Here is a 23,544-nt window from a genome sequence, read left to right as displayed (position 1 = left end):
GATATGACTACCATCCACGTCGACGTTGTCAGTGCAGAAGAGTCCATCTTCTCCGGCGAAGCCAAGTTTGTGGCTTTGCCAGGAGAGGCGGGCGAGCTGGGGATTTACCCGCGCCACACGCCGCTGATCACCCGCATCAAGCCGGGTGCCGTGCGCATTGAAAAAGCGGACGGCACGGAGGAGTTTGTGTTTGTGGCCGGTGGCCTGCTCGAAGTGCAGCCCAATTGCGTGACGGTTTTGAGCGATACCGCGATTCGCGGCAAGGATCTGGACGAGTCCAAGGCCACAGCGGCCAAGGCGCAAGCCGAGGAAGCCCTGAAGAACGCCAAAACCGATATCGATATCGCCATGGCCCAGTCCGAGTTGGCCGTGATGGCTGCTCAAATTGCGGCGCTGCGCAAATATCGCCAGAAAAAATAATCACAATAAGGGCGGACTTCAGTCCGCCAGTCCTATCAAGCCCCTGCCGCAAGTCAGGGGCTTTTTTTATGGCGACTGTCTTGGCCGAGGGCAGTCACTGGCGCCCGTTAGATGGGCCGTCGCAGGTGAAAAAAAGCGCTCAGGCCCTTGGCTTGGTGCTAGGGCGCAGAGCGCGTTCTATTGATGGTGGTGTGTGATCAGCCCGCCACTCATTGCAGCAGCGGCGCGTCCGGCAACTCGTTGTGTGCTCCGGCATCGGCCAGTGCAGGGAAATGCTGAACCAGCAGCGCCGAGATTTCTTCCAGCGCCTGGGTCAGTCCGTCCTCATGGCGTTGCTCCCGGAAGGCATGGCCCATGCGGGCCACCATGGCCTGCCATTGCGCAGGGCTGACGTGCCGCATCAGCCCGCGATCCGCCACCATTTCTATGGCATGTTCGGCCAGCAGCACATAAATCAGCACGCCGTTGTTGTGCTCGGTATCCCAGACCCGCAGCTTGCCAAACAGCGTCAGCGCGCGTTGCCGGATCAGCGCCGCCATGGTGTTGTGCCTATCCAGCCGCCAGACATAGCTGGCGGGCAGCGAAGCCTCGACGCAGATGCGGATTTGTCCGCTGTGGCGTTGCTCGCTGGCCGCCACCCGCGCCGTCAGGCGTTGCAACAGCTCGGGAGGAATGGCGCGCCGGCTGTCGGACGCATCGAGCCACAGGTGTTTGATCAGCGCCTTGAACTTGTTCATCATGCCTACCAGCTCCCCGAAGCGCCGCCGCCGCCGAAATTGCCACCGCCGCCGCTGCTGAAGCCGCCGCCACCGCTGCGGCCACCCCCCCAACCGCCGCCGCCCATGCCGCCCGATCCACCCCAGCCACCGCCGCCCCGGCTCAGCGCGCCCAGGCTGCTGACCAGCGCGAACACCATGCCGACCAGGGCGGCGATGCCGGCAATTAGCAGACTGCTGGTGAACAGCCAGGCCAGCACGCCGACGGCGCCGCCGGTGGCCAGCGAGCCCAGCTTGCGTCCCAGCACGCCGGAGAGCAGGCGCCCACCTATGGGGACGGCAAAGAACAAAAACACCGCCAGATCGCTCCAGTTCATGCCGCTGTTGCTGCTGCCCTGGGCTTTGACCGGCGCGGGCAGCTTTTCTCCGCTGATCAGCGCCATGATCTGATCGGTGCCGGCGTCCAGGCCGCCGGCGAAGTCGCCCTGCTTGAAGCGCGGCGTGATGGCGTTGTCTATGATCTGGCTCGCCGCCAGGTCGGGAATCGCGCCTTCCAGCGCCTTGGTGGTGGCAATGCGCACCTTGCGATCGTCCTTGGCCACCAGCAGCAGCAAGCCGTCGCCTATGTCTTTTCGGCCAATCTTCCAGCTGTCACCGACGCGCTGGGCATAGGCGGTGATGTCTTCCGGCTGGGTGCTCGCCACCATCAGCACCACCACTTGCGCACCCTTGGCCTGCTCGAAGGCGGTCAGCTTGGCCTCCAGGGCCTGGCGCTGCGCCGCACTCAGGGTGGCGGTGCTGTCCATCACATGGGCGCTCAGGGCCGGTACCGCCTGCTGTGCCGAGACCGGCAGCGCGGCCAACACCATGGTCAAACAAATTGCTATGAAAAATATAGCTTTTTGCGCTTTCTGGTAAAGGGCTAGGGGCACTTTACGTTCCTATTTCTTGTCGAAATTGACCTGCGGCGGCAGCGCAATCTGTGCCTCGTTCTGCACCGAGAAGTTGGGCTTGACGGCGTAGCTGAACACCATGGCCGTCAGGTTGCTGGGAAAGCTGCGCGTCAGCACGTTATAGGCTTGCACCGTCTCGATGTAGCGGTTGCGCGCCACCGTGATGCGGTTTTCTGTGCCTTCAAGTTGTACCCGCAAATCACGAAAGCCCTGGTTGGCCTTGAGTTCGGGATAGCGTTCGCTCACCACCATGAGGCGGCTCAGGGCGCTGCCCAGCTCGCCTTGCGCGGCCTGGAATTTGCTGAAGGCGGCCGGGTCGTTCAGGGTTTCTGGTGTCACCTGAATCGAGGTCGCCTTGGCGCGTGCTTCTATCACCTTGGTCAGCGTGTCCTGCTCGAAGGCGGCTTCGCCCTTGACCGTGGCCACAATATTGGGCACCAGGTCGGCGCGGCGCTGGTACTGGTTCAGCACTTCGGACCAGGCCGACTTGGTCTGCTCATCCAGGCGCTGGAAATCGTTGTAACCGCAGCCTGTCAGCAGCAGGCTCAGCAAGGCGGCGAGGGCTAAACTTAAAAAACGCAGTGTCATGGCTAGGCTTTCAAAAAATGCAAGCTGTAACACTAACATAGTGGCCTGCTCCCCAGGCCTGGGCCGGATGGCGGGCACAATCCCAAGCAGGACTCATCCCACTCATTGGCCGACTGAACCCGATTAATTTCATGCGCAAACCCACAGTCCCACCTGCCAGCCCTGGCAACGCCGACGCGATTGAAGCGGCGTTTTATGAAGCACTGCAAAGCGGTGATATTGAAAAGCTCATGGCCTGTTGGGGCGATGAGGATGACATCGTGTGCGTACACCCCGGCGGCGCCCGGCTGGTAGGCGCCGCCGCCATACGCAGCTCTTTTGACGCCATGTTTGCCAACGGCAGCATTCGGGCCGAGCCCGTCAAGGTGCGCAAGGTGCAGACCCTGAACGCCAGTGTCCACAGCGTGCTGGAGCGCATTGAAGTGCTGGCCGGGGATGGTCTGCACCATGCTTATGTGATCGCCACCAACGTCTACTACCAAACAGCGCAAGGCTGGCGCATGATGGCTCATCACGCCAGTCCAGGTACCTCGCATGAGCTGCAGGAAATTACCAATACGCCGCATGTCCTTCATTGACGGACGGCTGAAGCGATGAAATATGTAGCGCCATGGTGGCTGCCGGGCGGCAATTTGCAGACCATCTGGGCGGCCTTGCGCTCTCGCCGCTACCTGGGTTCGCCCCCGGTGTTCAGGCGCGAACGCTGGGCCACGCCCGATAGCGACTTTGTGGATGTTGACTGGCTCAATGATGCCCCCACGCTCGCCACTGCGTGTGCTTCGCTGCCCCCCGAGGGGGCGCTGCGCCTGCGGCCCGGCGAAGCCGGTTCCGCGGCCCCTGCTGGGGGATGCGGGGATGGCTCAGCACTGCCGCCAGTGCGTCAGCAGCCCCTTCTCGTGGTGTTTCACGGCCTGGAGGGTTCGTCGGCCAGTCATTACGCCGAAGCCTTTGCCGATGTCGCCTACGCCCATGGCTGGGCCTGCGCCGTGCCGCATTTTCGCGGCTGCTCGGGTGAGGTCAATCTGGCGCCGCGTGCCTACCATTCGGGTGATTTTGCCGAGATCGACTGGATACTCCGGCGGTTTTCTGCTCAGCACGCCGGGCCGGTGGTGGCCGTCGGCATTTCTTTGGGCGGCAATGCGCTGATGCGCTGGGCCGGGGAAATGGGCGCGCAGGCCGGGCAGGTGGTGGCGGGCGTCGCATCGGTCTGCTCGCCGCTGGATCTGGCTGCCAGCGGCTGGGCCATAGGCCGCGGTTTTAATCGGCAGGTCTATACCCGCATGTTTCTCAAGACCATGGTGCCCAAGGCGCTGCAAAAGCTGGAGCAGCATCCCGGCCTGTTTGACCGCAAAAGCCTGCTGGCGGCGCGCGATCTGCATGAGTTTGACAATGTTTTCACCGCGCCCGTTCATGGTTTCCGGGATGCGGATGACTACTGGGCGAGCGCCTCGGCCAAGCCGCATCTGCATAAGGTGGCCGTGCCGGCGCTGGCCCTGAACGCGCTGAACGATCCCTTTGTGCCGGCCGCCAGTCTGCCGCGCCCCGCCGATGTCAGCCGCCACGTCACCCTGTGGCAGCCGGGGCAGGGCGGGCATGTGGGCTTTCCGACCGCGCCCTTTCCTGGCTATGTGCGCGCCATGCCGGAGGCGGTCATCGCCTTTCTGGCGGCGCAGCTGCCGCAGCGGCCAGGTGCAACCCTAAACAGCGCAAAATAGCCGCATGGATGAGATTGTTCTACAGGCCATTGCGAAGTGGCCCAAGGTTCCCGCTTGCTATGGCTGGCTAGGGCTGGATGCGCGCGGCAACTGGTATATGCGCGACGACCAGGCCCAGGCGGCCGGTCCCTTTGCTGCTGCGGCGCCTGGCGCCAGCGCGGCCGGCAAGGGCTCGCTACTCTTGCACGAGAAGCTGATCGACTTCATTCAGCGCAACTATGAGAGCGACGCCACGGGCCAGTGGTTTTTCCAGAACGGGCCGCAGCGCGTCTATGTCGAGCTGGAGGCGACGCCGCTGATCTGGCGTGTCGATGCGGCGCCGGCCTTTGCGGTGGCCGCGCACACCGGCCAGCCGGCCCGGGTGCAGCGCTGCCTCATGGATGAGCTGGGGCGTCTGTACCTGGAAACCAATCTGGGTTTTGGCCTGGTGCATACCCAGGACATGACACATGCAGCCGATGCCGTGGAGCGTGGCTTGTGGGTGCCGCAGGAGGAGTCGGCCAGCGTCTTGCCGGCTCGCTTCGGCTATGTGCGCAGCCCTGAGTTACTACAAAAAAAATAGCTGGTTGCGACCGTCTGAATTGGGCTACGGCCCTTTTTTATTTAAATTTACGATGCAAAAAAGCCGGTCAGTGACCGGCTTTTTTGCGAAGGCGCTGTGGCGGTTTACTTGGCCGCGTTCACCATGTACTCAACGGCTGCCTTGACATCTGCATCGGAAGCGCTGGAGCCGCCTTTGGGAGGCATGGCGCCCTTGCCCTTGATGGCGACGGCGGTCATCGTCTCGACGCCGGTTTTGATGTAAGGTGCCCAAGCGGCCTTGTCGCCAAACTTGGGGGCACCGGCAACGCCGGAGGCGTGGCAGGCAACGCAAGTCTGTTTGTAGAGGGCTTCACCAGCACCCGAGTTCGCTGCGGCCACCGTGGCAGGCGCAGCCGCTGGTGCGGCAGCAGCGACAGGCGCTGCGACAGCAGCCGGAGCTGGAGCTGGAGCTGGAGCGGCCTCTGCGGCTGGAGCTGCCGCAGCAGGCGCTGCGGGCTCGGCAAATTTGCCACCGGCAGACGCCGTCATGTAAACCACGGCGCGGCCGATTTCGAGGTCTTCGAAGTCGCCACCACCTTGTGCGCCCATGGCGCCCTTGCCCTTGAGCGCGGAATGCCAGAGCGAGTCAAAACCGGTGCTGATGCGGGCGGCCCAGGCGCCAGCGTCACCAAACTTGGGCGCGCCAGCCGCACCGGAGCCATGGCAGGCGATGCACTGGGCCTTGTAGACCTCTTCGCCGCTTTTGAGCGGACGATTGGTATCACGAATTTCAACCGTGCCGACTTTCTGGATACGCTCAGCCACGGCTCGTTCCGCATCGCCAGTGCCTGCAGCAGGCTTGTTGGCGGAGGTGACGTAGTAAACCAGCCCGATGATGGCAAAAATGGGAACGACGAAAGAGAAAAAAACCGCCGCCAGCAACTGCTGAGGAGTTTTGATGGGGCCAGTGTGGGCTTCTTCGTGGGCCGTAGTATGGTCGTTTGCGCTCATGGCGTCCTCAAAAAACTAGAAATCGGGGGGCTATCGCGGGGTGCTACAGCATCGGCTCAGCAGCCTCGCATTATAGCCGGGGGTCTGCTAAATCCCGGCGCAGGTCTGTCTGGCTGATAGAATCAGAGGCTCTGTGTGGCAAGAATCATGCACATGGAGCAAATGCCCTGAAGTCCGTGTTCATTCCCGGGCTTTGGCGCAAGTTGTTTTCAGCGTTGCGGCTGTAGCTCAGTGGATAGAGTATTGGCCTCCGAAGCCAAGGGTCGTGGGTTCGATCCCCGCCAGCCGCACCAAGCCTGACACCCGGAAACCTGTATGTTTCCTTGCTAAAACGCCAACCGCTCCGGTTGGCGTTGCCGCTTCTGGTGCCTGGGTCTGGTCTGAACTTTTATTATCTTGCCGGCGCGCGCGTCAATCGATCTGGCGAGGCGGCGCCGCTTCATGGCCTCGTCATCAATAATCAGCCGGATGAGTTTGTCCACCACGTCACCCGTTCTTCAGCCCGTGCCCGCGCACGCTTCTGAGTTGGGTCTTGATCCCGAGCAGCTGGAGGCGGCCCGCATCCGCCTGGAGCTCTTGTATGGCGAGGTCGCCGCTTCCTGGCCGGGCTTTATCGCCCGCCCCGGGCAATACGAGATGATGCAAGCCTCGCTGCTGACCTTTTTGTCCGCCAAGGCGCCGGATGACGAGAAGCGCAACGGCAACAATCTGGCGCAACTCGAAGCCGGCACCGGCACCGGTAAAACCGTGGCCTACTGCCTCGCCGCCATCGTGGCCTCAGAGCTGCTGAAGAAAACCGTCATTGTTTCGACCGCTACGGTTGCCTTGCAGGAGCAGCTGTTCCACAAAGATCTGCCGCGCCTGGCCGAAATCATTCCTGAGTTGCGTTATGACATTCTCAAGGGCCGGGCCCGTTATGTCTGTGAAAGCCGCCTCGAAGGCGTGATCAACGATGAGGTGCAAGACAGCCTGCTGAACGCCGAGTTTCAGGACGCCTTTGCCGACGCCCGCCGGCAGGCCAAGGCCATACCGCGGGATCGCGCCGAGGCCATGCTGTGGTTCAAGAACAGCGCCAAAAAACTGCATAACGGCAGCTGGGATGGCGACATCGACAGCCTGGCGCAGCCGCCCGACGCCGAGGACTGGCGCCAGGTGCAGGCCAATGCCCATGCCTGCAACGGCGGGCAATGTGAGTACTTCAGAAGCTGCGCTTTTTTCAAGGCCAGGCGCCAGGCCGCCAGCGCCACCTTGCAGGTGGCCAACCATGCCCTGGTGCTGGCGACGCTGCAGACCGACAGCACCCTGATAGACCCTGGCAACACCTTGTTTGTGTTCGACGAGGCCCACCATCTGCCGCAGATTGCCGCCGATCAGTTTTCTTATCGCGCGCGTCTGGGCACCAGCAGCAAGCTGCTCACCAGCCTGCGCACCGTGGCGCTGCGCCATGGCCGCGTCTTACCTGCGTCCACCCGGCCGGATCCAGTGGCTTTTGCGCAGCTCATCACCGGCTGCACCGATAAGCTGGCCTTGCTGGAGCGCTACTGGATCGAAGGCCAGTTGGTCAGCGCCGACAAGGCCGTGCACCGCTTCGCCCAGGGCCGCATTCCCGAGGACTTGATTCCCGAATGCGAACAGCTGGCCAGCCTGATAGGCGCCATTCGTGCGGTGGTTGCCAGCATTGCCGCAGCCTTGACGGAGCCCGACGAATCACAGTCCCCGAATGAGCGCGAGGAGCAAAGCCGTGCCGGCGTCGAGCTGGGGGTTTATCTCTCGCGGCTTGATACCCTGGAGAAGCTGTTCGGCGCCTGGGCCACTCACGACAAAGTGCCATGGGCCAAGTGGCTGGAATGGGCCGATGGCGTGGTCGGCACCACGCCCGATGTCTGGTTGTGCGCCAGCCCCATGACGGCGGCCCAGGTCTTGTCAAAAAATCTCTGGAAAAACGTCAGCGCCGCCGTCTGTACCTCGGCCACGCTCACCGCCTGCGGCAGCTTTGATTTCTTTGAGCGCCTGAGCGGCATGAATCGTTTCCCCGAACGTCGTGCCCTGGTCGTGGCCTCGCCCTTCGACTATGCCGTTCAGGGCGAGCTGCGCATCGCCCCCATGCAGCATTCACCCAAAAGTCCGGGCTTTTCTGACGAGCTGTGTGAAAAATTGCCCGGGCTGCTGCGCGAGCATCAGCATGGGCAGCTGGCGCTGTTCACCTCCCGGCGCCAGATGCAGGCCTGCCACGCGGCCCTGCCCAAGGACCTGGCTGAGCAGGTGCAAGTGCAGGGCGTTCGCTCGCGCACCGAGCTGCTCAAGGAGCACAGCCGGCGCATTGTGGCGGGCGAGCGCAGCATCATCTTTGGCCTGCAATCTTTCGGCGAGGGCATAGACCTGCCGGGCCAGCTTTGCGAGCATGTGCTGATCGACAAGCTGCCCTTTACGCCGCCGAATTCACCGGTGGAAGAGGCCCTGGCCGAATGGCTGAACGTCCAGGGGCGAGATCCTTTCAATGAACTGTCGGTGCCGCGCGCGGGCATGAAGCTGGCCCAGTGGGCCGGCCGCGGCGTGCGAACGGTGACGGACCGGGCGGTGATCACCGTGTGCGACACTCGTTTGGTGAACATGCGCTACGGGCAGGCGATTTTGGCGGGTTTGCCGCCGTTCCCTGTCGTCAGGTAGTCCGTTCTGGTCCGCATCTGATGCAAGGCGTGTTGCGGCCTTGAAGTCCTGTCCGTTGGTTTGGGGCCAAGATTTTTGTCGCCTGCACTGACGGAGCATTCATTCTTGCTATCATCGCCGCCTCATAACGGCAGTCGGCAAATCCCCTTGCTGATGCTTATCGTCCATTTAGGAATTTCCCGATGAAATTGCGAACTGTGTTGCGGTCTTTGCCTTTGCCCATGCTTGCGGCAGGCGTCGTCTCTCTGGCCATGCCTATGGCCCCTGCGCTGGCCCAGTCCCTGAAAATCGCGTTGTCGTCCGAGCCGACCAGCGCCGATCCGCACTATCACAAGTCGACGGCCAACGACGCCTTGTCCGAGCATGTCTACGGCACGCTGGTGGCCCGTGACGCGAACATGAAGCTGATCCCCGCGCTCGCCACGTCCTGGAAAACCATCAACGACCTGACCTGGGAGATCAAGCTTCGTCCGGGCGTCAAGTTCTCCAATGGCAAGCCCTTCACCTCCGAAGACGTGCTGTTCACGATCTGCCGCACGCTGAACAATGAGACCAATGTCTCCTCGTCCTATACGGATTTGACCAAGCAGATCGTCGACGTGCAGACGCCGGACGCGCTCACGGTCATCCTCAAGACGCATGCCGCCTTCCCCCTGATGCCCGCCGAGTTGGCGCGCAACCTGCCCATCGTCTGGAACGGCATCGTGGAGCACGGCAAGCTGAACTTCGACCCCAAAAAGGGTTGTGGTGTGACGGGCGCCTGGCCTGGCGTGGCTGATTTCAATAACTTGAAGAACGCTGTCGGCACCGGCCCCTACCTGCTCAAGTCCTATGTCAAGGGCAGCGGCATTGAATTGACGCGCAACGAGGGTTACTGGGGCACCAAGCCGCACTGGAAAGATGTCAAGCTGGTGTCCGTGCCCAATGCCGGCCCGCGTCTGACGGGTCTGCTGTCGGGCGATTTCGATGTCATCGAGAACCCTGCTGCGCGCGACCTGCCGCGCATCAAGGAAAATCCAAAGTACGCCTACGTGGCAACGCCGTCCACGCGTCTGATTTTCTTCCAACCGGATATTGGCCGTAACCCCAGCCCCTTTGTGAAGGTGGCCGCAGGCGGCAAGGCCGAGGCAGCCAATCCGCTGCAGGATTTGCGCGTGCGTCGTGCGATTTCTATGGCCATTGACCGCAAGACCATCACCGCTCGCATCATGGACGGCATGGCGACGCCCGCCTACCAGTACATGCCTGACGGCATGTTTGGCGCGCTGCCCAAGGCACCGGAAATCAAGTACGACCCCGAGGGCGCGAAGAAGCTGCTGGCCGAAGCCGGTTATCCGAACGGCTTTGAGCTGACGCTGGCTTCGCCCAACGATCGCTACATCAATGACAGCCAGGTGACGCAGGCCGTGGCGCAGTACCTGTCACGCGTGGGTATCAAGACCACCGTGGACGCGATGACCGCGTCGATTTACTTCTCCAAGCGTGCCAAGCGCGACTTCAGCTTCCCCATGGGCGGCTGGCCGTCTGAAACCGGTGAAGCTTCGGCCTTGTTCCAGTTGTGGGTGGCCACGCTCGACGCACCCAACAGCCTGGGCACCAGCAACTATGGCGGCTTTTCCAATGCCGAGTTCGACAAGGTCTACAAGGAAGCCATTTCCACGGTGGATACGGCCAAGCGCCAAAAGCTGCTGGAGCAGTCCACTAAGATTGCGCTGGAAAATGTGCCGCTGATTCCGCTGCATTTTGAAAGCACCATCTGGGCTTTCCGCCAGGGCCTGAGCTATGAAGGCCGCCGCGATCAGTACACCCTGGCCATGTCGGTCAAGCCTAAGGGCAAGTAAGCCGGTCAGGAAGTTTTTGTGACACTGTTCGCTTTTCGCAGGCTGATCCAAAGCCTGTTCGTATTGTTGGCCGTATCGGTCGTGGTGTTCTGTGCGGTTTATGCCGTAGGGGATCCGATCGAAATGCTGGTCTCGCCCGAGACCAGCATGGCCGACCGCCAGGCCATGATTGCCCGGCTTGGCTTGGACTTGCCGCTTTGGCAGCAGTACACAAACTTCCTGTGGCGAGCCCTGCACGGCGACCTCGGTGTGTCGTTTGTGCATGGCATTCCGGCGATTCAGCTGATTCTTCAGCGCCTTCCAGCCACGCTGGAGCTGGTGGTGCTGGCGATCTCTTTGACCTGCTTCATCGGCATTCCGCTGGGGCTGGTGGCCGGCCTGTACCGTGATGAGCCGCTGGGGCGCGGCATCATGGGCACCTCCATTCTTGGCTTTTCGCTGCCTAATTTCTGGCAGGGCATGATGCTGATTCTGCTGTTCGCGGTCTGGCTCGGCTGGTTGCCTGCCTCCGGCCGGGGCGATACGGTCAGTGTTCTCGGTGTCCCGCTCTCGTTTCTGACGGCCGACGGCTGGGCTCACATGCTCATGCCGGCGATCAATCTGGCGCTGGCCAATATCGCCCTGGTGCTGCGCATGACGGCTTCCGGCGTGGTCGAAGCCAAGAGCCAGGATTATGTGAAGTACGCGCGCGCCAAGGGCATCAGCCCGCAACGCATCGTGCGGCGCCACATCCTGCGCAATATTTTGATTCCCGTGGTCACGGTGATTGGCATGGAGTTCGGCACCCTGATCGCCTACTCCACCATTACCGAGACCGTGTTTGCCTGGCCTGGCATGGGCAAGTTGCTGATCGACAGCGTTTACCACCTGGACCGGCCGGTCGTCGTCGCCTACGTCATGTTCGCCACGCTGATCTTCGTCGTCATCAATCTGCTGGTTGACCTCTTGTACGCGGTGCTCGATCCGCGTGTCCAGATCCAGTCCGCCGCCTCGTAAAACTCCATGACGAAACTGACTGACCCGGTGCCCGCGCGCACCCTGGCGGCGCTGGCGGAAACCCCGCAGCGCGCCGCCATCATGAAAAAGATACGCGCCCGCCCGACCGCCAAGGGCTCGGCGCTGGTGTTGCTGGCCCTGATCGTGTTGATCCTGGTCGCGCCTTATTTCGCGCCGCAAAATCCCTATGACCTGGCCAACCTGAATCTGCTCGACGGTCGCCTGCCGCCCTGGTCCCCCAGGATGGATGGCGGCTTTTACTGGCTGGGCACCGACGACCAGGGCCGCGACATGCTCAGCGCCATTTTGTATGGCTTGCGCATCAGTCTCATCGTGGGCCTGAGTGCGGTTGCCCTGGCTACCCTGATAGGCAGTCTGGTGGGGCTGCTGGCCGCCTATGCCGGCGGCTTTGTCGACGCCATGCTGATGCGCGTGGTGGACTTCATTCTCGGCTTTCCGACCATTTTGGTGGCGCTGGTGTTGCTGGCCATGATGGGCCGCGGCGTCGACAAGGTGGTGCTGGCGCTGGTGATCGTGCAATGGGCGCATTACGCGCGCATCATGCGCAGCCGGGCCTTGCAGGAGCGGCGCAAGGAATATGTCGAAGCCGCCGCCAATCTGGGTTATCCGGCCTGGCGCATCATGCTGGTTCATCTGCTGCCCAATTGCCTGGGGCCGGTGATGGTGGTCGCCACCATACAGATTGCCGGCGCCATCGTGCTGGAGGCCACGCTGTCCTTTCTGGGCGTCGGTGTGCCGGTGACCGAGCCCTCGCTGGGCCTGCTGATTGCCAACGGCTTTCAGTATCTGCTGTCGGGTGACTACTGGATCAGCATGTTTCCCGGGATCGCGCTGCTGCTGCTGATCCTGACCATCAATATCGTGGGCGACCGCCTGCGCGTCAGCCTGGACCCGCAACAAGCATGAACGACTTGCTTCTGGACGTGCGCGGCTTGCGCACTGCGTTTCATACCGCCGCGGGCGCCTGGCCGGCGGTCGATGGCGTCGATCTGACGCTGCGCCGCGGTGAAATCCTGGGCCTGGTCGGCGAGTCCGGCTCGGGTAAATCCGTCACCGGCTTTTCGCTGCTGGGCCTGATCGATCCTCCCGGCGAGATCGTTGCAGGCGAGGTCCGCTTCGACGGCACCGACTTGCGAACCCTCACCGAAGAGCAGATGCGTCACCTGCGCGGCAACCGCATCGCCATGATTTTTCAGGACCCGCTGATGACGCTGAACCCGGTGCTGCGCATCGGCGAGCAGATGATGGAAGCGATACTGACCCATGAAAATGTCTCGCGCGAGAGCGCGCTGGCGCGCTGCCGTGACGCGCTGGGCATGGTCGGCATTGCCTCGCCCGAAAGCCGGTTGCAGAGCTATCCGCACGAGTTCTCGGGCGGCATGCGTCAGCGTGTGGCGATCGCCATTGCGATGTTGAACCATCCGGACCTGATCATTGCCGACGAGCCGACCACCGCGCTGGACGTGACCATTCAGGGCCAGATCCTGTATCGCATGCAGGAGATCTGCAAGACGCAAAACACCGCCCTGATCTGGATCACCCATGATTTGGGCGTGGTGGCCGAGCTGGCCGACCGCGTCGCCGTGATGTATGCCGGGCGTATCGTCGAGACCGGGCCGGTGGCTGACATTCTGGAGTCGCCGCGCCATCCCTATACCCTGGGCCTGCTGCAGTCCATGCCGCGCATGACCAAGCCCGGCCAGCGCCTGCAGCAGATCAATGGCATGGCGCCCAGCCTGTCGAGCCGGCCGCTGGGCTGCGCCTTCCAGCCGCGTTGCACCCATGCCGTGGCCAGTTGCGCCGAGCAGCTGCCCCCCATCACCACCGAGGGCACGCGCAGCTTCCGCTGCCACGCCCCGGTCGAGCGCACAGTGTGGCCCGCATGAATCAAGCATCCTCCCCCATGAACGGGCCGTCTTCCGAGGCCGCTGGCGCAACGCCCGTCGTTGAACTGACCGAGGTCTACAAATCATTCAAGCAGCGCCCCGACCTGGCCCAAAGGGTGCTGGCGCTGGCCGGTCGTCCGCTCAAGAACCGGGCTGTGCATGCGGTCAATGGTGTCAATCTGTCGATTGCCCGCGGCGAGGTGCTGGGCCTGGTGGGTGAGTCGGGTTGCGGAAAATCAACCCTGGGCCGCGTGGTGGCCGGTCTGCACCGGCAGTCTTCCGGTGATTTTCGCTACAAGGGACAGTCCGTCGCCAGTCTGAGCGGCGCCGATCGCCTGGCCTATACCCTGGGCGTGCAGATGATTTTCCAGGATCCGCAGGCCTCGCTCAATCCGCGCCAGCGCCTGCGCCAGATTCTGGCCGAGCCGCTGGCGGTGCATCAGCTGGTGCCGTCGGCCGAAATTGGCGCGCGGGTGGATGCCGCCCTGGCCGCCGTCGGTCTGAGCCCTGAGTACCGTGATCGCTATCCGCATCAGATCTCGGGCGGCCAGCGCCAACGTATCGGCATCGCGCGCGCGCTGATGGTGCAGCCCTCCCTGCTGGTCTGCGACGAGCCGGTGGCGGCGCTTGACGTCTCGATACAGGCGCAGGTGATCAATCTGTTCATGGACCTGCGCGAGCAGCATGGCTTTACCTATTTGTTCATCAGCCATGACTTGAGCGTGGTTCGCCACATCTCCGATCGCGTCGCCATCATGTACCTGGGCCGGCTGGTGGAGATTGCCAGCGCCGCCGAGATTTTCTCCCGAGCCAACCACCCCTACACCCAGGCGTTGCTGGCGGAAATTCCCGAGGTCGGCCGGCGCGGCCACAAATTCATTCCCATCAAAGGGGAGATTCCCTCGCCGCTGGCGCCACCGCCGGGTTGCACCTTTCATCCGCGCTGCCCGCATGCCATGTCGCGTTGCCGCGAAGAGGTGCCGCTGCAGCGGGAAATCGCGCCCGGGCACTGGTCGGCCTGCCATCTGAACGAGGCTTGAGCCGGCCCTGCCGGCCTTTCTTGCCGCCCCTGTTTTCGTCTTGTTGATTGCGCCGCCATGTCAAATATTGATCGCATTTCTCACGCCCTGAGCGGCACCGGGCGCAACGCCATCGTCTATCACGATAGCGAAAATCCCCAGCATCCGCTGACACTGCAAACCTATAGGCCAGAGGGCTACACGCCGGACCGTCCGGTGGTGGTGGTGCAGCACGGCGTGCTGCGTAACGGCGACGACTACCGGGATTTCTGGATCGACGCCGCGGACAAGCACAAGGTACTCATCGTCGCCCCGACCTTTGGCAACGAGGACTGGCCCGGCGTGGAAAGCTATAACAACGGCCGCATCCATGACGAGTCCGGTCTGTTGCGGCCGACGGCCAGCTGGACTTATGCGATTTGCGCGCGTGTGTTTGCCGATCTGCGCGCCGCCGGCATCACCAGCCGCGAGCAGGCCTATCTGTTTGGCCATTCGGCCGGCGGGCAGTTTGTGCACCGTCTCCTGAGCAGCCAGCCGCACAGTCCCTGGGCCCGTGTGGCCGCCGGCAATCCGGGCTGGTACACGCTGCCCACCCTGGCGCAGCCCTATCCCGAGGGCCTGGGCGGCGTGGCGCTGTCCGAAGCGCACTTGCTGCGGCTGCTGGCCTATCCGCTGACCCTACTCGCCGGTGACCAGGATACGGAGACGAATGATCCGCATCTGCCGTCCGAGCCCGCCGCTCTGCGTCAGGGCCCGCAACGCTTCGCACGGGCGCGGCACTATTTCGAGGCCGGCAAGCGCGAGGCCGCCAGCCGCGGCGTTCCCTTCGGCTGGACGCTGCAGGTTTGCCCCGGCATAGGCCACGACGGCAGCGCCATGTCGGCGATCTGCGCCAGCCTGTGGTTTGAGGGCCGTATGCCCGATGCGGATGCGATGGCGCGCCTGGCCGGCCAGCAGGTGGCCTGAAGCCTTCTTGCTGGCGCACGCCGCTCTTGACCTTCTGAAGGAACCCCATGTCCCTAGACCCCAGCACCGCTCAACTCGCCGCCGGCATACAAAGCTGGTTGCGCTGCGAATCCCCGTCCAGCTCGCCGCAGGGCATTGCCGCCATGGTCGCCATGGTGGAGCAGCATGCCAAGGAGCTGGGACTGACGGCCAAGGTCAGCTCGCTGGGCGACACCACCGGCCCCTTGCTGCACATCAGCAATCGCGCCGCCGGCGACCAGCGCAAGGGGCTGTTGCTCCTGGGTCACCTGGACACCGTCCATCCGGTCGGCACCTTGTTGCAAAACCCCTGCCGTATCGAGGGCGACCGGCTTTATGGGCCGGGCAGCTATGACATGAAGGCCGGTATTTACCTGGCCTTGACGGCGCTGGGCCAGCTGTCGGCGCCAGGCGCCACGCCGCTGCCGGTCGATTTTCTGCTGGTGCCGGATGAAGAGACCGGCAGCCATAGTTCGCGCCAGGCGATAGAGCAGTTTGCGCATCAGGCCCACTACGTGCTGGTCTGCGAACCGGCGCGCGCCGATGGCGGCAGGTGCGTGACCGCGCGCAAGGGCATAGGCATGATGCGCCTGAAGGCGCACGGCCGGCCGGCGCACGCCGGGCTGCAACATGAGAAGGGCCGTAGCGCGATTCGCGAAATGGCCAGGCAGGTGCTGGTGCTGGAAGCCATGACGGACTATGCGCGCGGGATCACGGTCAGCGTGGGCACTATTGCCGGCGGTACCGTCACCAACACCGTACCCTCTGTCTGCGAGGCGGCGGTGGACTTCCGTGTGCCGGACATGGCAGCGGCCGACGAGGTAATAGGGCGCATGCAAGCCCTGACGCCGCAAGACCCGGATGTGCGGCTGGAGATCCAGGTCGAGCTGAACCGCCCGCCCATGGTCAAGACCGCCGCTGCCGCCGAACTGCTGAGTCGCGCCCAGGTGTGCGCCGCACAAGCCGGCTTCACGCTGGAAGACGCGCCCATGACGGGCGGCGGCAGCGATGCCAATTTCACCGCGGCCCTGGGCATTCCTACGCTCGATGGCCTGGGCGCGGATGGCGACGGCGCGCACACCTTGAATGAATACATTCTGGTATCTACCCTGAGCCAGCGGCTGGTGTTCTGGCAAAAGCTGCTGACCAGCCTGGGTGCCTAAGCGCTGCTTGCCGTTACCGTGAACTGATTCTTCGCTGGTCATGGCCCCATGAATCTCCTGCCATGGATGGACACAATGGTGTTCTGGGCTTACCGGATGGCCGGCTACGCCTTGCTCAATCTCGGTGAAGATGCCGCCCTGGTCGCCCTGATGTTTTGTTAGGCCGCTCATGCCCGCGCTGACGTTGCTCGAACTGCTATTAAATGAATAGCTGATGGCGCATGATCCACCTGGGCTGGAGGCCGATTTGATCCATAATTTGCTTGCATAGCGCGGATTTCGGCTAGTTCCCGCTGGGGCCGTGCAGGGCGGGCTGGCGCAGCCAGTGCCGCCGGGGAACATTGCCTGTGATCGCTTGTCGAATGGTCTATATCAAGGAGTCACCATGAAAATGATCAAAATGCTTTCAAGCCTGGCGCTTGCCGTGCTGCTGTTGGGGGCTTGCGCCACGACCGCGGTGCAGCCCGGCATGTCACGCGAGGAAGTCCTGGCCCACTATGGCAAGCCCTCGCGGGTGGTGCCCCTGGGCACGGGATCGCGGTTGCAGTATTCGGGTCAGCCTGCCGGCCAGAGCGCCGTGATGGTCGATCTGGATGCGGCGGGCAAGGTGTTGACCGTCAGGCAGGCTTTGCAGGCCAGCGAGTTCGCCAAAGTCGAGTCCGGCAAATGGACGCGCGAAGACGTGGAGCGCGAGTTCGGCCGGCCTGCCAGCGTTGACCGTGTCGGCTCCTGGTCTGGTGATGTCATGACCTATCGCTGGCTGGATCACAACCTCCAGGACATGCTGTTCTGGGTCTACCTGGACGGGCGCAATGTGGTTCAGCGCACCGGCCAGGGCATGGAAATTCCCATCAGATTGAACGACAACAACTGAGCGTGCCTGGCTGTCACACCACCGCGCGACCGATTTCCGGCCAGCGCCGGTGCAGGTAGAGCCAGGCCAGCAGGCCCACACACATCATGCCCAGTGAGGCGGCGGCCAGTGCCGGGGTGGAGTGCATCACCAGCGGCGCGACCACGCCGGCCACGATGCCGTTGGCGGCAGAACCGACAAAGGCTTGCAGGGACGAGGCCATGCCGCGCCGCTCGGGGTAGAGGTCAAGCACCAGCAGCGTCACCACCGGCACCATCAAGGCCCAGCCAAATGCAAACAGGGCGATCGGAAACAAGGCCCAGGACACATGGGCGTCGAACAGCAGGTTGGCCACCAGGTTGAGCACGGATGTCACCAGCATGATGACAAAGCCGTGGCGGATCTGCTGCTTGGGGGCGATTCTGCCGGCCATGCGGCCGCTCAGCCAGGCTCCCGACATGATGCCCGAGATGGTCAGCACGAAAAACCAGAAAAACTGGATGGGCTGCAAGGCCAGGTGCTGACCCAGAAACGCCGGGGCTGACAAGATATATAAAAACATGCCGTTAAAGGGCACGCCGCTGGCCAGCGCCAGCAGCAAGAAGCGGGGGCTGGAGCCGAGCTGCCAGTAGCCGCGCATCAGGTGCCGCACTTCAAAGGGCTGGCGCGCCTCGCGCTGCAGGGTTTCGGGCAAATACCGGAAGTTGGTGACCCAGAGCACGACACCGACCGCCGTCAGAAACCAGAAAATGCTGTGCCAGCCCAGGTGCACAAACAGCCAGCCGCCGACGATGGGTGCGATGGCCGGTGCCACGCCAAAGTAGATGGTGACCTGGCTCATGACCTGCTGTGCCTGCGCCGGAGGAAACATGTCGCGTATCACGGCGCGCGACACCACAATGCCCGCGCCGGTGGACAAGCCTTGCATGGCCCTGAAAAACACCAGCTGCCCGACGCTTTGTGACAAGGCGCAGCCGGCCGATGCCAGCGTGAACATGGCAATGCCCCACAACACCACCGGCCTGCGGCCAAAGCTGTCGGCCAGCGCGCCATGAAACAGGTTCATGAAGGCAAAACCAAACAGGTAGGCCGACAGCGTTTGCTGCATTTCCACCGGCGTTGCGCCCAGTGATTCGCTCATGCCGGCAAAGGCCGGCAGATAGGTGTCTATGGAAAAAGGCCCGAGCATGCCGAGCACGGCCAGCAGGGCGGCGAGGGTCCAGCGTGGACCGCGCCAGAGGGAGTCTGCGTTGGGATTCATTCTTTTTTGAGTTTCAAGGCGGTGTCGTAGAGTTCGTTGCGCGAAGCGCCGGTGATGTCGGCTGCCAGCTTGACGGCGGTCTTGAGTGGCAGCTCTGCCAGCAGCAGCTGCAGCACCCGCATGCTGTCATCGGGGCCTTCGTGAGGGGCCGAAGCGTGGAGCACCAGGGCAAATTCGCCGCGTGTGCGTTGAGGCCCTGCAGCCAGCCAGGCGGCAAAATCTTGCGCCGGCATGGTGGCGATTTCCTCGAACTGCTTGGTCAGCTCGCGCCCCACGGTGATCAGCCGGCCTTGCAGCAGGCCAAGCGCGCGCGCCAGGGCTTCGATGCGGTGCGGGGCTTCCAGAATCACGATGGCGCGCGCATCGGCCTGCAGCAGTGCGATGGCCTGATCGCGTTCGCCGGCTTTGCTGGGCAAGAAGCCGGCAAACACAAAGCTGCTGCCGCTGCCTTCGCTGCCTTCGGCGCGGGTCACGCCAGCGGCGCTCAGTACGGTGGTGACGCTGCTGGCGCCGGGCAGGGGCATGACCGCCAGGCCGGCAGCGCGTACCGCGGCGACCAGGCGCGCGCCTGGGTCGCTGACGGCGGGCGTGCCGGCATCGCTGACATAGGCCACGCGCTCGCCGCGCTGCAGCCGCTCCACCACCAGTCCGGCGGCCTCGGCCTCGTTGTGCTGGTGCACCGCCAGCAAGGGCTTGTCTACGCCGTATTGACGCAGCAGGGGCTGGGTGTGGCGTTTGTCTTCACAGGCGATGGCGTCGACCAGTTGCAGCACATGCAGGGCGCGCAGGCTGATGTCGGCCAGGTTGCCGATGGGGGTGGCTACGACATACAGCGTGGCTTGCGGATAATGCTGCATGCCCGCCGCGGCGCGAGCCGCATCCAGTGCCAATTCGAAAGAAGCGTTCAATGTGGTTTTCCAGAAAACAATTTGCCCATTCGCCGTCGAATGGCGTCGAAAAAGGCGCCAGTGATGGCGCCCAGGCGTTGCCAAAGCAGGTTACCACCAAGTCGCGCGGTGATGCGGCGGAGTCTGTCGCGCTCGCCTACCTGCTCCGGGCCGGCCTGAAGTTGCTTGAGGCCAATTATCGGACGCCGGGACGCGGCGGCGGCGAGATTGACCTAGTGATGCGCGCAGCCGATGGCACGCTGGTGTTTGTCGAGGTGCGCCAGCGCACTGCCGCTTCGCATGGGGGCGCGGCGGCCAGCATCAGCCGCGTCAAGCAGCAGCGCATCATTTTTGCCGCGCGGCATTATCTGCTGCGTTTTGCCAGCCCGCCGCCCTGCCGTTTCGATGTGGTGCTGCTGCAGGGCCTGCTGCCCGGCGCTGCGCCGGCCAACGCCGGGGATGGCCAGATCGAATGGCTGCAGGCCGCCTTCGATGCGTCCTGAACGCGGCGCCATTGCCCTGGCTGCGGCAAGCGGGCGTGAAATTTGTAAGCATGCCTTGCATTGAGCCCGGACAGGCCGCTTCCCGGGGGCGCTCGGTATCGTGACCCGCTATCATGGCGCCATGCTTGAACAACGTATCGAACAGCAATTCATCGACAGCGCCGACCTCAAATACCAGGCGGCGCAACTTCTATCCAAACCCATAGCCGCAGCAGTGCAAGCCATTCTGGCCAGCGTCACCAGTGGCGGCAAGGTGCTGGCCTGCGGCAATGGCGGCTCGGCCGCTGATGCCCAGCATTTCGCCGCCGAATTCGTCGGCCGCTATGAACGCGAGCGGCCCGAGCTCGGTGCGATTGCCCTGACGACGGACAGCTCCATCCTCACGGCGATTGCCAATGACTACGATTTCTCGGTGATTTTTTCCAAACAGGTCCGGGCTCTGGGCGGCGCTGGCGATGTCTTGCTGGCGCTCAGCACCAGCGGCAACTCGGCCAATGTCCTGGCGGCCATTGAAGCGGCCCATGAGCGCGAGATGACCGTGGTGGCGCTGACCGGCCGGGGCGGTGGCGCGGTGGTGCAGGCCTTGCGCGAAACCGACGTGCATATTTGCGTGCCGCACGAGCGAACCGCCCGCATCCAGGAAGTGCATTTACTTGTCCTGCATTGCATTTGCGATGGTGTGGACACCCAGTTACTTGGCGATCAGGAGTCTTCGGTATGAAATGTGTTGTGATGAAAAGGCTGGTCTTATCGGTAGGCGCGGCAACGCTGCTCTGCGGCGCTCTCACGGCCTGCGTGCCGCTGGTCGTGGGTGGAGCCGTGGCCGGGGGGTCACTGGTGGCCACCGACCGCCGTACCTCGGGCACCCAGCTCGAAGACGAGGGGATAGAGCTGCGGGCCAGCAGTCGCCTTCGCAGCGAAGTCGGCGATAGAGCCCACGTCAATCTGACCAGCTACAGCCGGCAGGTGCTATTGACCGGTGAAGTACCGACGGCGCAAGACAAGCAACTGGTCGAGCAAATCGTGATGCGGGTTGAAAATGTGAACTCGGTGGTCAACGAACTGGCCGTGATGGGCAACGCCGGCCTGACCCAGCGTTCTTCCGACACGCTGGTGACCGGGCGCGTCAAGGCCATGCTGGTCGATGCCCGTGACCTGTCTTCCAATGCCTTCAAGGTTGTCACCGAGCGAGGTACGACCTATCTGCTGGGGCGGGTGACCCAGCGCGAGGCGGATAGAGCCACCGCAGTGGTTAGAGCCACCCCTGGCGTGCAAAAAGTTGTACGCATTTTCGAGATCATCAGCGAGGACGAACTGGCCCGCATGTTGCCCGCGCCGGCCAAGCCACAACCTGCGGCCAACAAGCCTTCAGCAGGCTGATGCGCCGTGAGCGCCGCGCACTGCGGCGGCGCCTCACAGCACTACTCACTACTTCAGGCGCTTGATCAGGCTGGAGGTGTCCCAGCGCTGGCCGCCCATGGCCTGCACATCGGCGTAAAACTGGTCCACCAGGGCCGTCACGGGCAAACGGGCGCCATTGCGCTTGGCTTCGTCCAGCACCAGTCCTAGATCCTTGCGCATCCAGTCGACGGCGAAACCGAAGTCGAACTGGTCGGCCGCCATGGTCTTGCCGCGGTTATCCAGCTGCCAGCTTTGCGCCGCACCCTTGCCTATCACCTCCAGCACCTGATTCACATTGAGCCCGGCCTTCTGGCCAAAGGCCACGGCTTCGCTCAAGCCCTGCACCAGGCCGGCAATGCAGATCTGGTTGACCATTTTGGTGAGCTGGCCGGCGCCGGCTTCGCCCATCAGGGTGAAGGCCTTGGAAAATGCCATGCCGGCGGGCTTGACGGCATCGAAGGCGGCCGCATCGCCGCCGCACATCACGGTGAGCGCACCGTTCTGGGCTCCGGCCTGGCCGCCCGATACCGGGGCATCGATGAACTGCAGGCCGATTTGCTTGGCCGCGGCATAGAGTTCCCTGGCTACCGTGGCAGAGGCCGTGGTGTGGTCGACAAAGATGGCGCCTGGCTTCATGCCGGCAAAAGCCCCGTCGGCACCCAGTGTGACGGAGCGCAGATCGTCGTCGTTGCCGACGCAGCAAAACACAATGTCGGCATCTGCCGCAGCCAGTTTGGGCGTGGCCGCCTGGTGCGGGCTCTTGGTGCGGGCAAACTCGCTGCACCAGGCCGCGGCCTTGGCAGCACTGCGGTTGTACACCGTGACCTGGTGGCCGGCTAGCGCCAGATGGCCGGCCATGGGATAACCCATCACGCCCAGGCCGAGGAAGGCGACTTTGAGCGCAGCGCTGGCTTCGTAGCTTTTGGGATGAGTGCTGTTCATGGTGGAAATCTCTGAGTGTTGTGTATGCCGTGGCCCGCGCCGCGACGGGTTTAAACGATGGCAAAGTTCTCGGTGCCGGCGGCCAGGTCGGTTGACTTGGCGCGCTGCGAGTTGAGCTTGATCTGCAGGCGCAGGTCGTTCACCGAATCAGCGTTGCGCAGCGCATCTTCATAGGAGATGGCGTGGCTCTCGAAGGCGTCAAACAGTGCCTGGTCGAAGGTCTGCATGCCCAGGTTGCGGCTTTTCTTCATGATCTCCTTGATTTCGGAGACATCGCCCTTGAAGATCAGGTCAGAGATCAGCGGCGAATTGAGCATGACCTCCACCGCGGCGAAGCGGCCCTTGCCATCTTGCTTGGGCACCAGGCGCTGCGAAATCATGGCCTTGAGGTTGAGCGACAAGTCCATCAGCAACTGTGTGCGCCGCTCTTCCGGGAAAAAGTTGATCACGCGGTCCAGCGCCTGGTTGGCGCTGTTGGCGTGCAGGGTAGCCAGGCACAGGTGGCCGGTTTCGGCGAAGGCGATGGCGTGTTCCATGGTTTCGCGGTCGCGGATCTCGCCCATCAAAATCACATCGGGCGCCTGGCGCAGCGTGTTTTTGAGTGCGGCTTCCCAGCTGTCGGTGTCCAGCCCCACTTCGCGCTGCGTGACCACGCAGTTCTTGTGGGGATGGACGAACTCCACCGGGTCCTCGATCGTGATGATATGGCCAAACGATTGCTCGTTGCGCCAGTCCACCATGGCCGCCATGGAGGTGGATTTGCCCGAGCCGGTGGCGCCGACCAGAATGATCAAGCCCCGCTTGCTCATCACCACGTCCTTCAGGACCTGTGGCACGCCCAGCCCGTCAATGGTAGGCAGCACGGCCGGGATCACCCGCATCACCATGCCAACCTTGCCCTGCTGGATGAAGGCATTGACGCGAAAACGGCCCACACCGGGCGGTGAGATGGCGAAATTGCATTCCTTGGTGCGTTCAAATTCGGCCGCCTGCTTGTCGTTCATGATGGCGCGCGCCAGTGCCAGCGTGTGGCTGGCATTGAGGGGCTGAGACGACACCTTGGTGACTTTGCCATCGACCTTCATGGCCGGCGGAAAGTCGCCGGTGATGAAGAGGTCACTGCCGCTGCGGCTGACCATCAGCTTGAGCAGGTCGTTGATGAATTTACTGGCCTGGTCGCGTTCCATGACGGCTC

Annotated in this window: 23 protein-coding genes, 1 tRNA gene and 1 pseudogene; 17 read left to right on the top strand and 8 right to left on the bottom strand. The window is 63.2% G+C overall.

What is annotated here, in order from left to right:
• The first annotated feature begins 3 nt into the window (after positions 1–3).
• A complete protein-coding gene (locus BM160_RS09565) occupies positions 4–420 on the top strand; it encodes a F0F1 ATP synthase subunit epsilon (RefSeq protein WP_092004075.1) in 417 nt (138 codons plus the stop codon).
• A gap of 209 nt (positions 421–629) precedes the next feature.
• Here BM160_RS09565 and BM160_RS09560 read toward each other — a convergent pair whose 3' ends face one another.
• From BM160_RS09560 to BM160_RS09550, 3 genes are all read right to left on the bottom strand, one after another.
• Positions 630–1,160 (bottom strand): TPM domain-containing protein, encoded by a 531-nt coding sequence (locus BM160_RS09560; RefSeq protein ID WP_092004072.1) that lies wholly within the window; start codon positions 1,158–1,160, stop codon positions 630–632.
• Positions 1,161–1,162: 2 nt separating this feature from the next.
• Complete coding sequence (locus BM160_RS09555) at positions 1,163–2,005, bottom strand: TPM domain-containing protein (protein WP_143093210.1); 843 nt, start codon at positions 2,003–2,005, stop codon at positions 1,163–1,165.
• Between the two features lie 72 nt (positions 2,006–2,077).
• Positions 2,078–2,677 (bottom strand): LemA family protein, encoded by a 600-nt coding sequence (locus BM160_RS09550; protein ID WP_092004066.1) that lies wholly within the window; start codon positions 2,675–2,677, stop codon positions 2,078–2,080.
• A gap of 131 nt (positions 2,678–2,808) precedes the next feature.
• Between BM160_RS09550 and BM160_RS09545 the strand changes: the two genes are divergently transcribed.
• The 3 genes from BM160_RS09545 to BM160_RS09535 are packed head-to-tail and all read left to right on the top strand — an operon-like array spanning position 2,809 to position 4,954.
• The gene (locus BM160_RS09545; RefSeq protein ID WP_092004064.1) at positions 2,809–3,255 is read left to right on the top strand and encodes a YybH family protein; all 447 of its coding nucleotides are present in this window, start codon (positions 2,809–2,811) and stop codon (positions 3,253–3,255) included.
• Between the two features lie 15 nt (positions 3,256–3,270).
• The gene (locus tag BM160_RS09540; protein ID WP_092004061.1) at positions 3,271–4,392 is read left to right on the top strand and encodes a YheT family hydrolase; all 1,122 of its coding nucleotides are present in this window, start codon (positions 3,271–3,273) and stop codon (positions 4,390–4,392) included.
• 4 nt (positions 4,393–4,396) lie between these two features.
• Complete coding sequence (locus BM160_RS09535) at positions 4,397–4,954, top strand: DUF2946 family protein (RefSeq protein ID WP_092004059.1); 558 nt, start codon at positions 4,397–4,399, stop codon at positions 4,952–4,954.
• A gap of 104 nt (positions 4,955–5,058) precedes the next feature.
• On the opposite strand, the gene BM160_RS09530 is transcribed toward BM160_RS09535, so the two are convergent.
• Positions 5,059–5,925, bottom strand: coding sequence for a c-type cytochrome (locus tag BM160_RS09530; protein ID WP_092004056.1), 867 nt, complete (start codon positions 5,923–5,925; stop codon positions 5,059–5,061).
• A 217-nt stretch (positions 5,926–6,142) separates the two neighbouring features.
• Here BM160_RS09530 and BM160_RS09525 point away from each other — a divergent pair.
• The 10 genes from BM160_RS09525 (at position 6,143) to BM160_RS09480 (ending at position 17,376) form a co-directional block, all read left to right on the top strand.
• A tRNA-Arg gene (locus tag BM160_RS09525) sits at positions 6,143–6,218 on the top strand.
• Between the two features lie 175 nt (positions 6,219–6,393).
• A complete protein-coding gene (gene dinG / locus BM160_RS09520; RefSeq protein WP_177218966.1) occupies positions 6,394–8,592 on the top strand; it encodes an ATP-dependent DNA helicase DinG in 2,199 nt (732 codons plus the stop codon).
• Positions 8,593–8,774: 182 nt separating this feature from the next.
• Positions 8,775–10,433, top strand: a complete 1,659-nt coding sequence (locus BM160_RS09515; RefSeq protein ID WP_177218965.1) for an ABC transporter substrate-binding protein — start codon at positions 8,775–8,777, stop codon at positions 10,431–10,433.
• Positions 10,434–10,451: 18 nt separating this feature from the next.
• Positions 10,452–11,429, top strand: a complete 978-nt coding sequence (locus BM160_RS09510) for an ABC transporter permease (protein WP_092004048.1) — start codon at positions 10,452–10,454, stop codon at positions 11,427–11,429.
• Between the two features lie 6 nt (positions 11,430–11,435).
• Entirely contained in the window at positions 11,436–12,356 is a 921-nt protein-coding gene (locus BM160_RS09505) for an ABC transporter permease (RefSeq protein WP_092004045.1), read from the top strand.
• Positions 12,353–13,336 carry an ABC transporter ATP-binding protein gene (locus BM160_RS09500; protein WP_092004042.1) on the top strand — a complete coding sequence of 328 codons (984 nt, stop codon included), beginning with the start codon at positions 12,353–12,355 and terminating at the stop codon, positions 13,334–13,336. Before BM160_RS09505 ends, BM160_RS09500 begins: the two co-directional genes overlap by 4 nt.
• A complete protein-coding gene (locus BM160_RS09495; RefSeq protein WP_255368784.1) occupies positions 13,333–14,376 on the top strand; it encodes an ABC transporter ATP-binding protein in 1,044 nt (347 codons plus the stop codon). Before BM160_RS09500 ends, BM160_RS09495 begins: the two co-directional genes overlap by 4 nt.
• Positions 14,377–14,433: 57 nt before the next feature.
• Positions 14,434–15,321, top strand: coding sequence for an alpha/beta hydrolase family protein (locus BM160_RS09490; RefSeq protein ID WP_092004037.1), 888 nt, complete (start codon positions 14,434–14,436; stop codon positions 15,319–15,321).
• Between the two features lie 47 nt (positions 15,322–15,368).
• Complete coding sequence (locus BM160_RS09485; RefSeq protein WP_092004034.1) at positions 15,369–16,502, top strand: M20 family metallopeptidase; 1,134 nt, start codon at positions 15,369–15,371, stop codon at positions 16,500–16,502.
• A 385-nt stretch (positions 16,503–16,887) separates the two neighbouring features.
• Positions 16,888–17,376, top strand: a complete 489-nt coding sequence (locus BM160_RS09480; protein ID WP_092004031.1) for a hypothetical protein — start codon at positions 16,888–16,890, stop codon at positions 17,374–17,376.
• 13 nt (positions 17,377–17,389) lie between these two features.
• On the opposite strand, the gene BM160_RS09475 is transcribed toward BM160_RS09480, so the two are convergent.
• Positions 17,390–18,616: a multidrug effflux MFS transporter gene (locus BM160_RS09475; RefSeq protein WP_092004028.1), complete on the bottom strand. Its 1,227-nt coding sequence runs from the start codon at positions 18,614–18,616 to the stop codon at positions 17,390–17,392.
• A complete protein-coding gene (gene rsmI / locus BM160_RS09470) occupies positions 18,613–19,473 on the bottom strand; it encodes a 16S rRNA (cytidine(1402)-2'-O)-methyltransferase (RefSeq protein ID WP_177218971.1) in 861 nt (286 codons plus the stop codon). The genes BM160_RS09475 and rsmI overlap by 4 nt, the downstream gene beginning before the upstream one ends.
• Positions 19,474–19,523: 50 nt before the next feature.
• Here rsmI and BM160_RS09465 point away from each other — a divergent pair, with 50 nt between their 5' ends.
• The 3 genes from BM160_RS09465 to BM160_RS09455 all read left to right on the top strand — a co-directional run bounded on the left by BM160_RS09465 (position 19,524) and on the right by BM160_RS09455 (position 21,386).
• A complete protein-coding gene (locus tag BM160_RS09465; RefSeq protein WP_092004023.1) occupies positions 19,524–20,006 on the top strand; it encodes a YraN family protein in 483 nt (160 codons plus the stop codon).
• Between the two features lie 121 nt (positions 20,007–20,127).
• Entirely contained in the window at positions 20,128–20,727 is a 600-nt protein-coding gene (locus BM160_RS09460; protein ID WP_092004173.1) for a phosphoheptose isomerase, read from the top strand.
• A complete protein-coding gene (locus tag BM160_RS09455; RefSeq protein WP_092004020.1) occupies positions 20,724–21,386 on the top strand; it encodes a BON domain-containing protein in 663 nt (220 codons plus the stop codon). The genes BM160_RS09460 and BM160_RS09455 overlap by 4 nt, the downstream gene beginning before the upstream one ends.
• A 48-nt stretch (positions 21,387–21,434) precedes the next feature.
• On the opposite strand, the pseudogene BM160_RS09450 reads toward BM160_RS09455, so the two are convergent.
• Positions 21,435–22,379: pseudogene (locus BM160_RS09450) on the bottom strand (NAD(P)-dependent oxidoreductase); the annotation flags it as partial.
• Between the two features lie 20 nt (positions 22,380–22,399).
• Positions 22,400–23,536, bottom strand: a complete 1,137-nt coding sequence (locus tag BM160_RS09445; RefSeq protein WP_092004014.1) for a PilT/PilU family type 4a pilus ATPase — start codon at positions 23,534–23,536, stop codon at positions 22,400–22,402.
• Positions 23,537–23,544 lie beyond the last annotated feature (8 nt).

Source organism: Polaromonas sp. OV174, from assembly GCF_900112285.1.
Lineage (GTDB): Bacteria > Pseudomonadota > Gammaproteobacteria > Burkholderiales > Burkholderiaceae_C > Polaromonas.
The sequence above is the reverse complement of the archived record's forward strand: the minus strand, read 5'-3'. Positions and strand labels throughout refer to the sequence as shown.

Coding starts and splice junctions, on each gene's coding strand:
- BM160_RS09565 (WP_092004075.1), top strand. CDS start 4: ATGACTACCATCCACGTCGACGTTGTCAGTGCAGAAGAGTCCATCTTC.
- BM160_RS09560 (WP_092004072.1), bottom strand. CDS start 1,160: ATGATGAACAAGTTCAAGGCGCTGATCAAACACCTGTGGCTCGATGCG.
- BM160_RS09555 (WP_143093210.1), bottom strand. CDS start 2,005: ATGGTGTTGGCCGCGCTGCCGGTCTCGGCACAGCAGGCGGTACCGGCC.
- BM160_RS09550 (WP_092004066.1), bottom strand. CDS start 2,677: ATGACACTGCGTTTTTTAAGTTTAGCCCTCGCCGCCTTGCTGAGCCTG.
- BM160_RS09545 (WP_092004064.1), top strand. CDS start 2,809: ATGCGCAAACCCACAGTCCCACCTGCCAGCCCTGGCAACGCCGACGCG.
- BM160_RS09540 (WP_092004061.1), top strand. CDS start 3,271: ATGAAATATGTAGCGCCATGGTGGCTGCCGGGCGGCAATTTGCAGACC.
- BM160_RS09535 (WP_092004059.1), top strand. CDS start 4,397: ATGGATGAGATTGTTCTACAGGCCATTGCGAAGTGGCCCAAGGTTCCC.
- BM160_RS09530 (WP_092004056.1), bottom strand. CDS start 5,925: ATGAGCGCAAACGACCATACTACGGCCCACGAAGAAGCCCACACTGGC.
- dinG (WP_177218966.1), top strand. CDS start 6,394: ATGAGTTTGTCCACCACGTCACCCGTTCTTCAGCCCGTGCCCGCGCAC.
- BM160_RS09515 (WP_177218965.1), top strand. CDS start 8,775: ATGAAATTGCGAACTGTGTTGCGGTCTTTGCCTTTGCCCATGCTTGCG.
- BM160_RS09505 (WP_092004045.1), top strand. CDS start 11,436: ATGACGAAACTGACTGACCCGGTGCCCGCGCGCACCCTGGCGGCGCTG.
- BM160_RS09500 (WP_092004042.1), top strand. CDS start 12,353: ATGAACGACTTGCTTCTGGACGTGCGCGGCTTGCGCACTGCGTTTCAT.
- BM160_RS09495 (WP_255368784.1), top strand. CDS start 13,333: ATGAATCAAGCATCCTCCCCCATGAACGGGCCGTCTTCCGAGGCCGCT.
- BM160_RS09490 (WP_092004037.1), top strand. CDS start 14,434: ATGTCAAATATTGATCGCATTTCTCACGCCCTGAGCGGCACCGGGCGC.
- BM160_RS09485 (WP_092004034.1), top strand. CDS start 15,369: ATGTCCCTAGACCCCAGCACCGCTCAACTCGCCGCCGGCATACAAAGC.
- BM160_RS09480 (WP_092004031.1), top strand. CDS start 16,888: ATGAAAATGATCAAAATGCTTTCAAGCCTGGCGCTTGCCGTGCTGCTG.
- BM160_RS09475 (WP_092004028.1), bottom strand. CDS start 18,616: ATGAATCCCAACGCAGACTCCCTCTGGCGCGGTCCACGCTGGACCCTC.
- rsmI (WP_177218971.1), bottom strand. CDS start 19,473: ATGCAGCATTATCCGCAAGCCACGCTGTATGTCGTAGCCACCCCCATC.
- BM160_RS09465 (WP_092004023.1), top strand. CDS start 19,524: ATGTGGTTTTCCAGAAAACAATTTGCCCATTCGCCGTCGAATGGCGTC.
- BM160_RS09460 (WP_092004173.1), top strand. CDS start 20,128: ATGCTTGAACAACGTATCGAACAGCAATTCATCGACAGCGCCGACCTC.
- BM160_RS09455 (WP_092004020.1), top strand. CDS start 20,724: ATGAAATGTGTTGTGATGAAAAGGCTGGTCTTATCGGTAGGCGCGGCA.
- BM160_RS09445 (WP_092004014.1), bottom strand. CDS start 23,536: ATGGAACGCGACCAGGCCAGTAAATTCATCAACGACCTGCTCAAGCTG.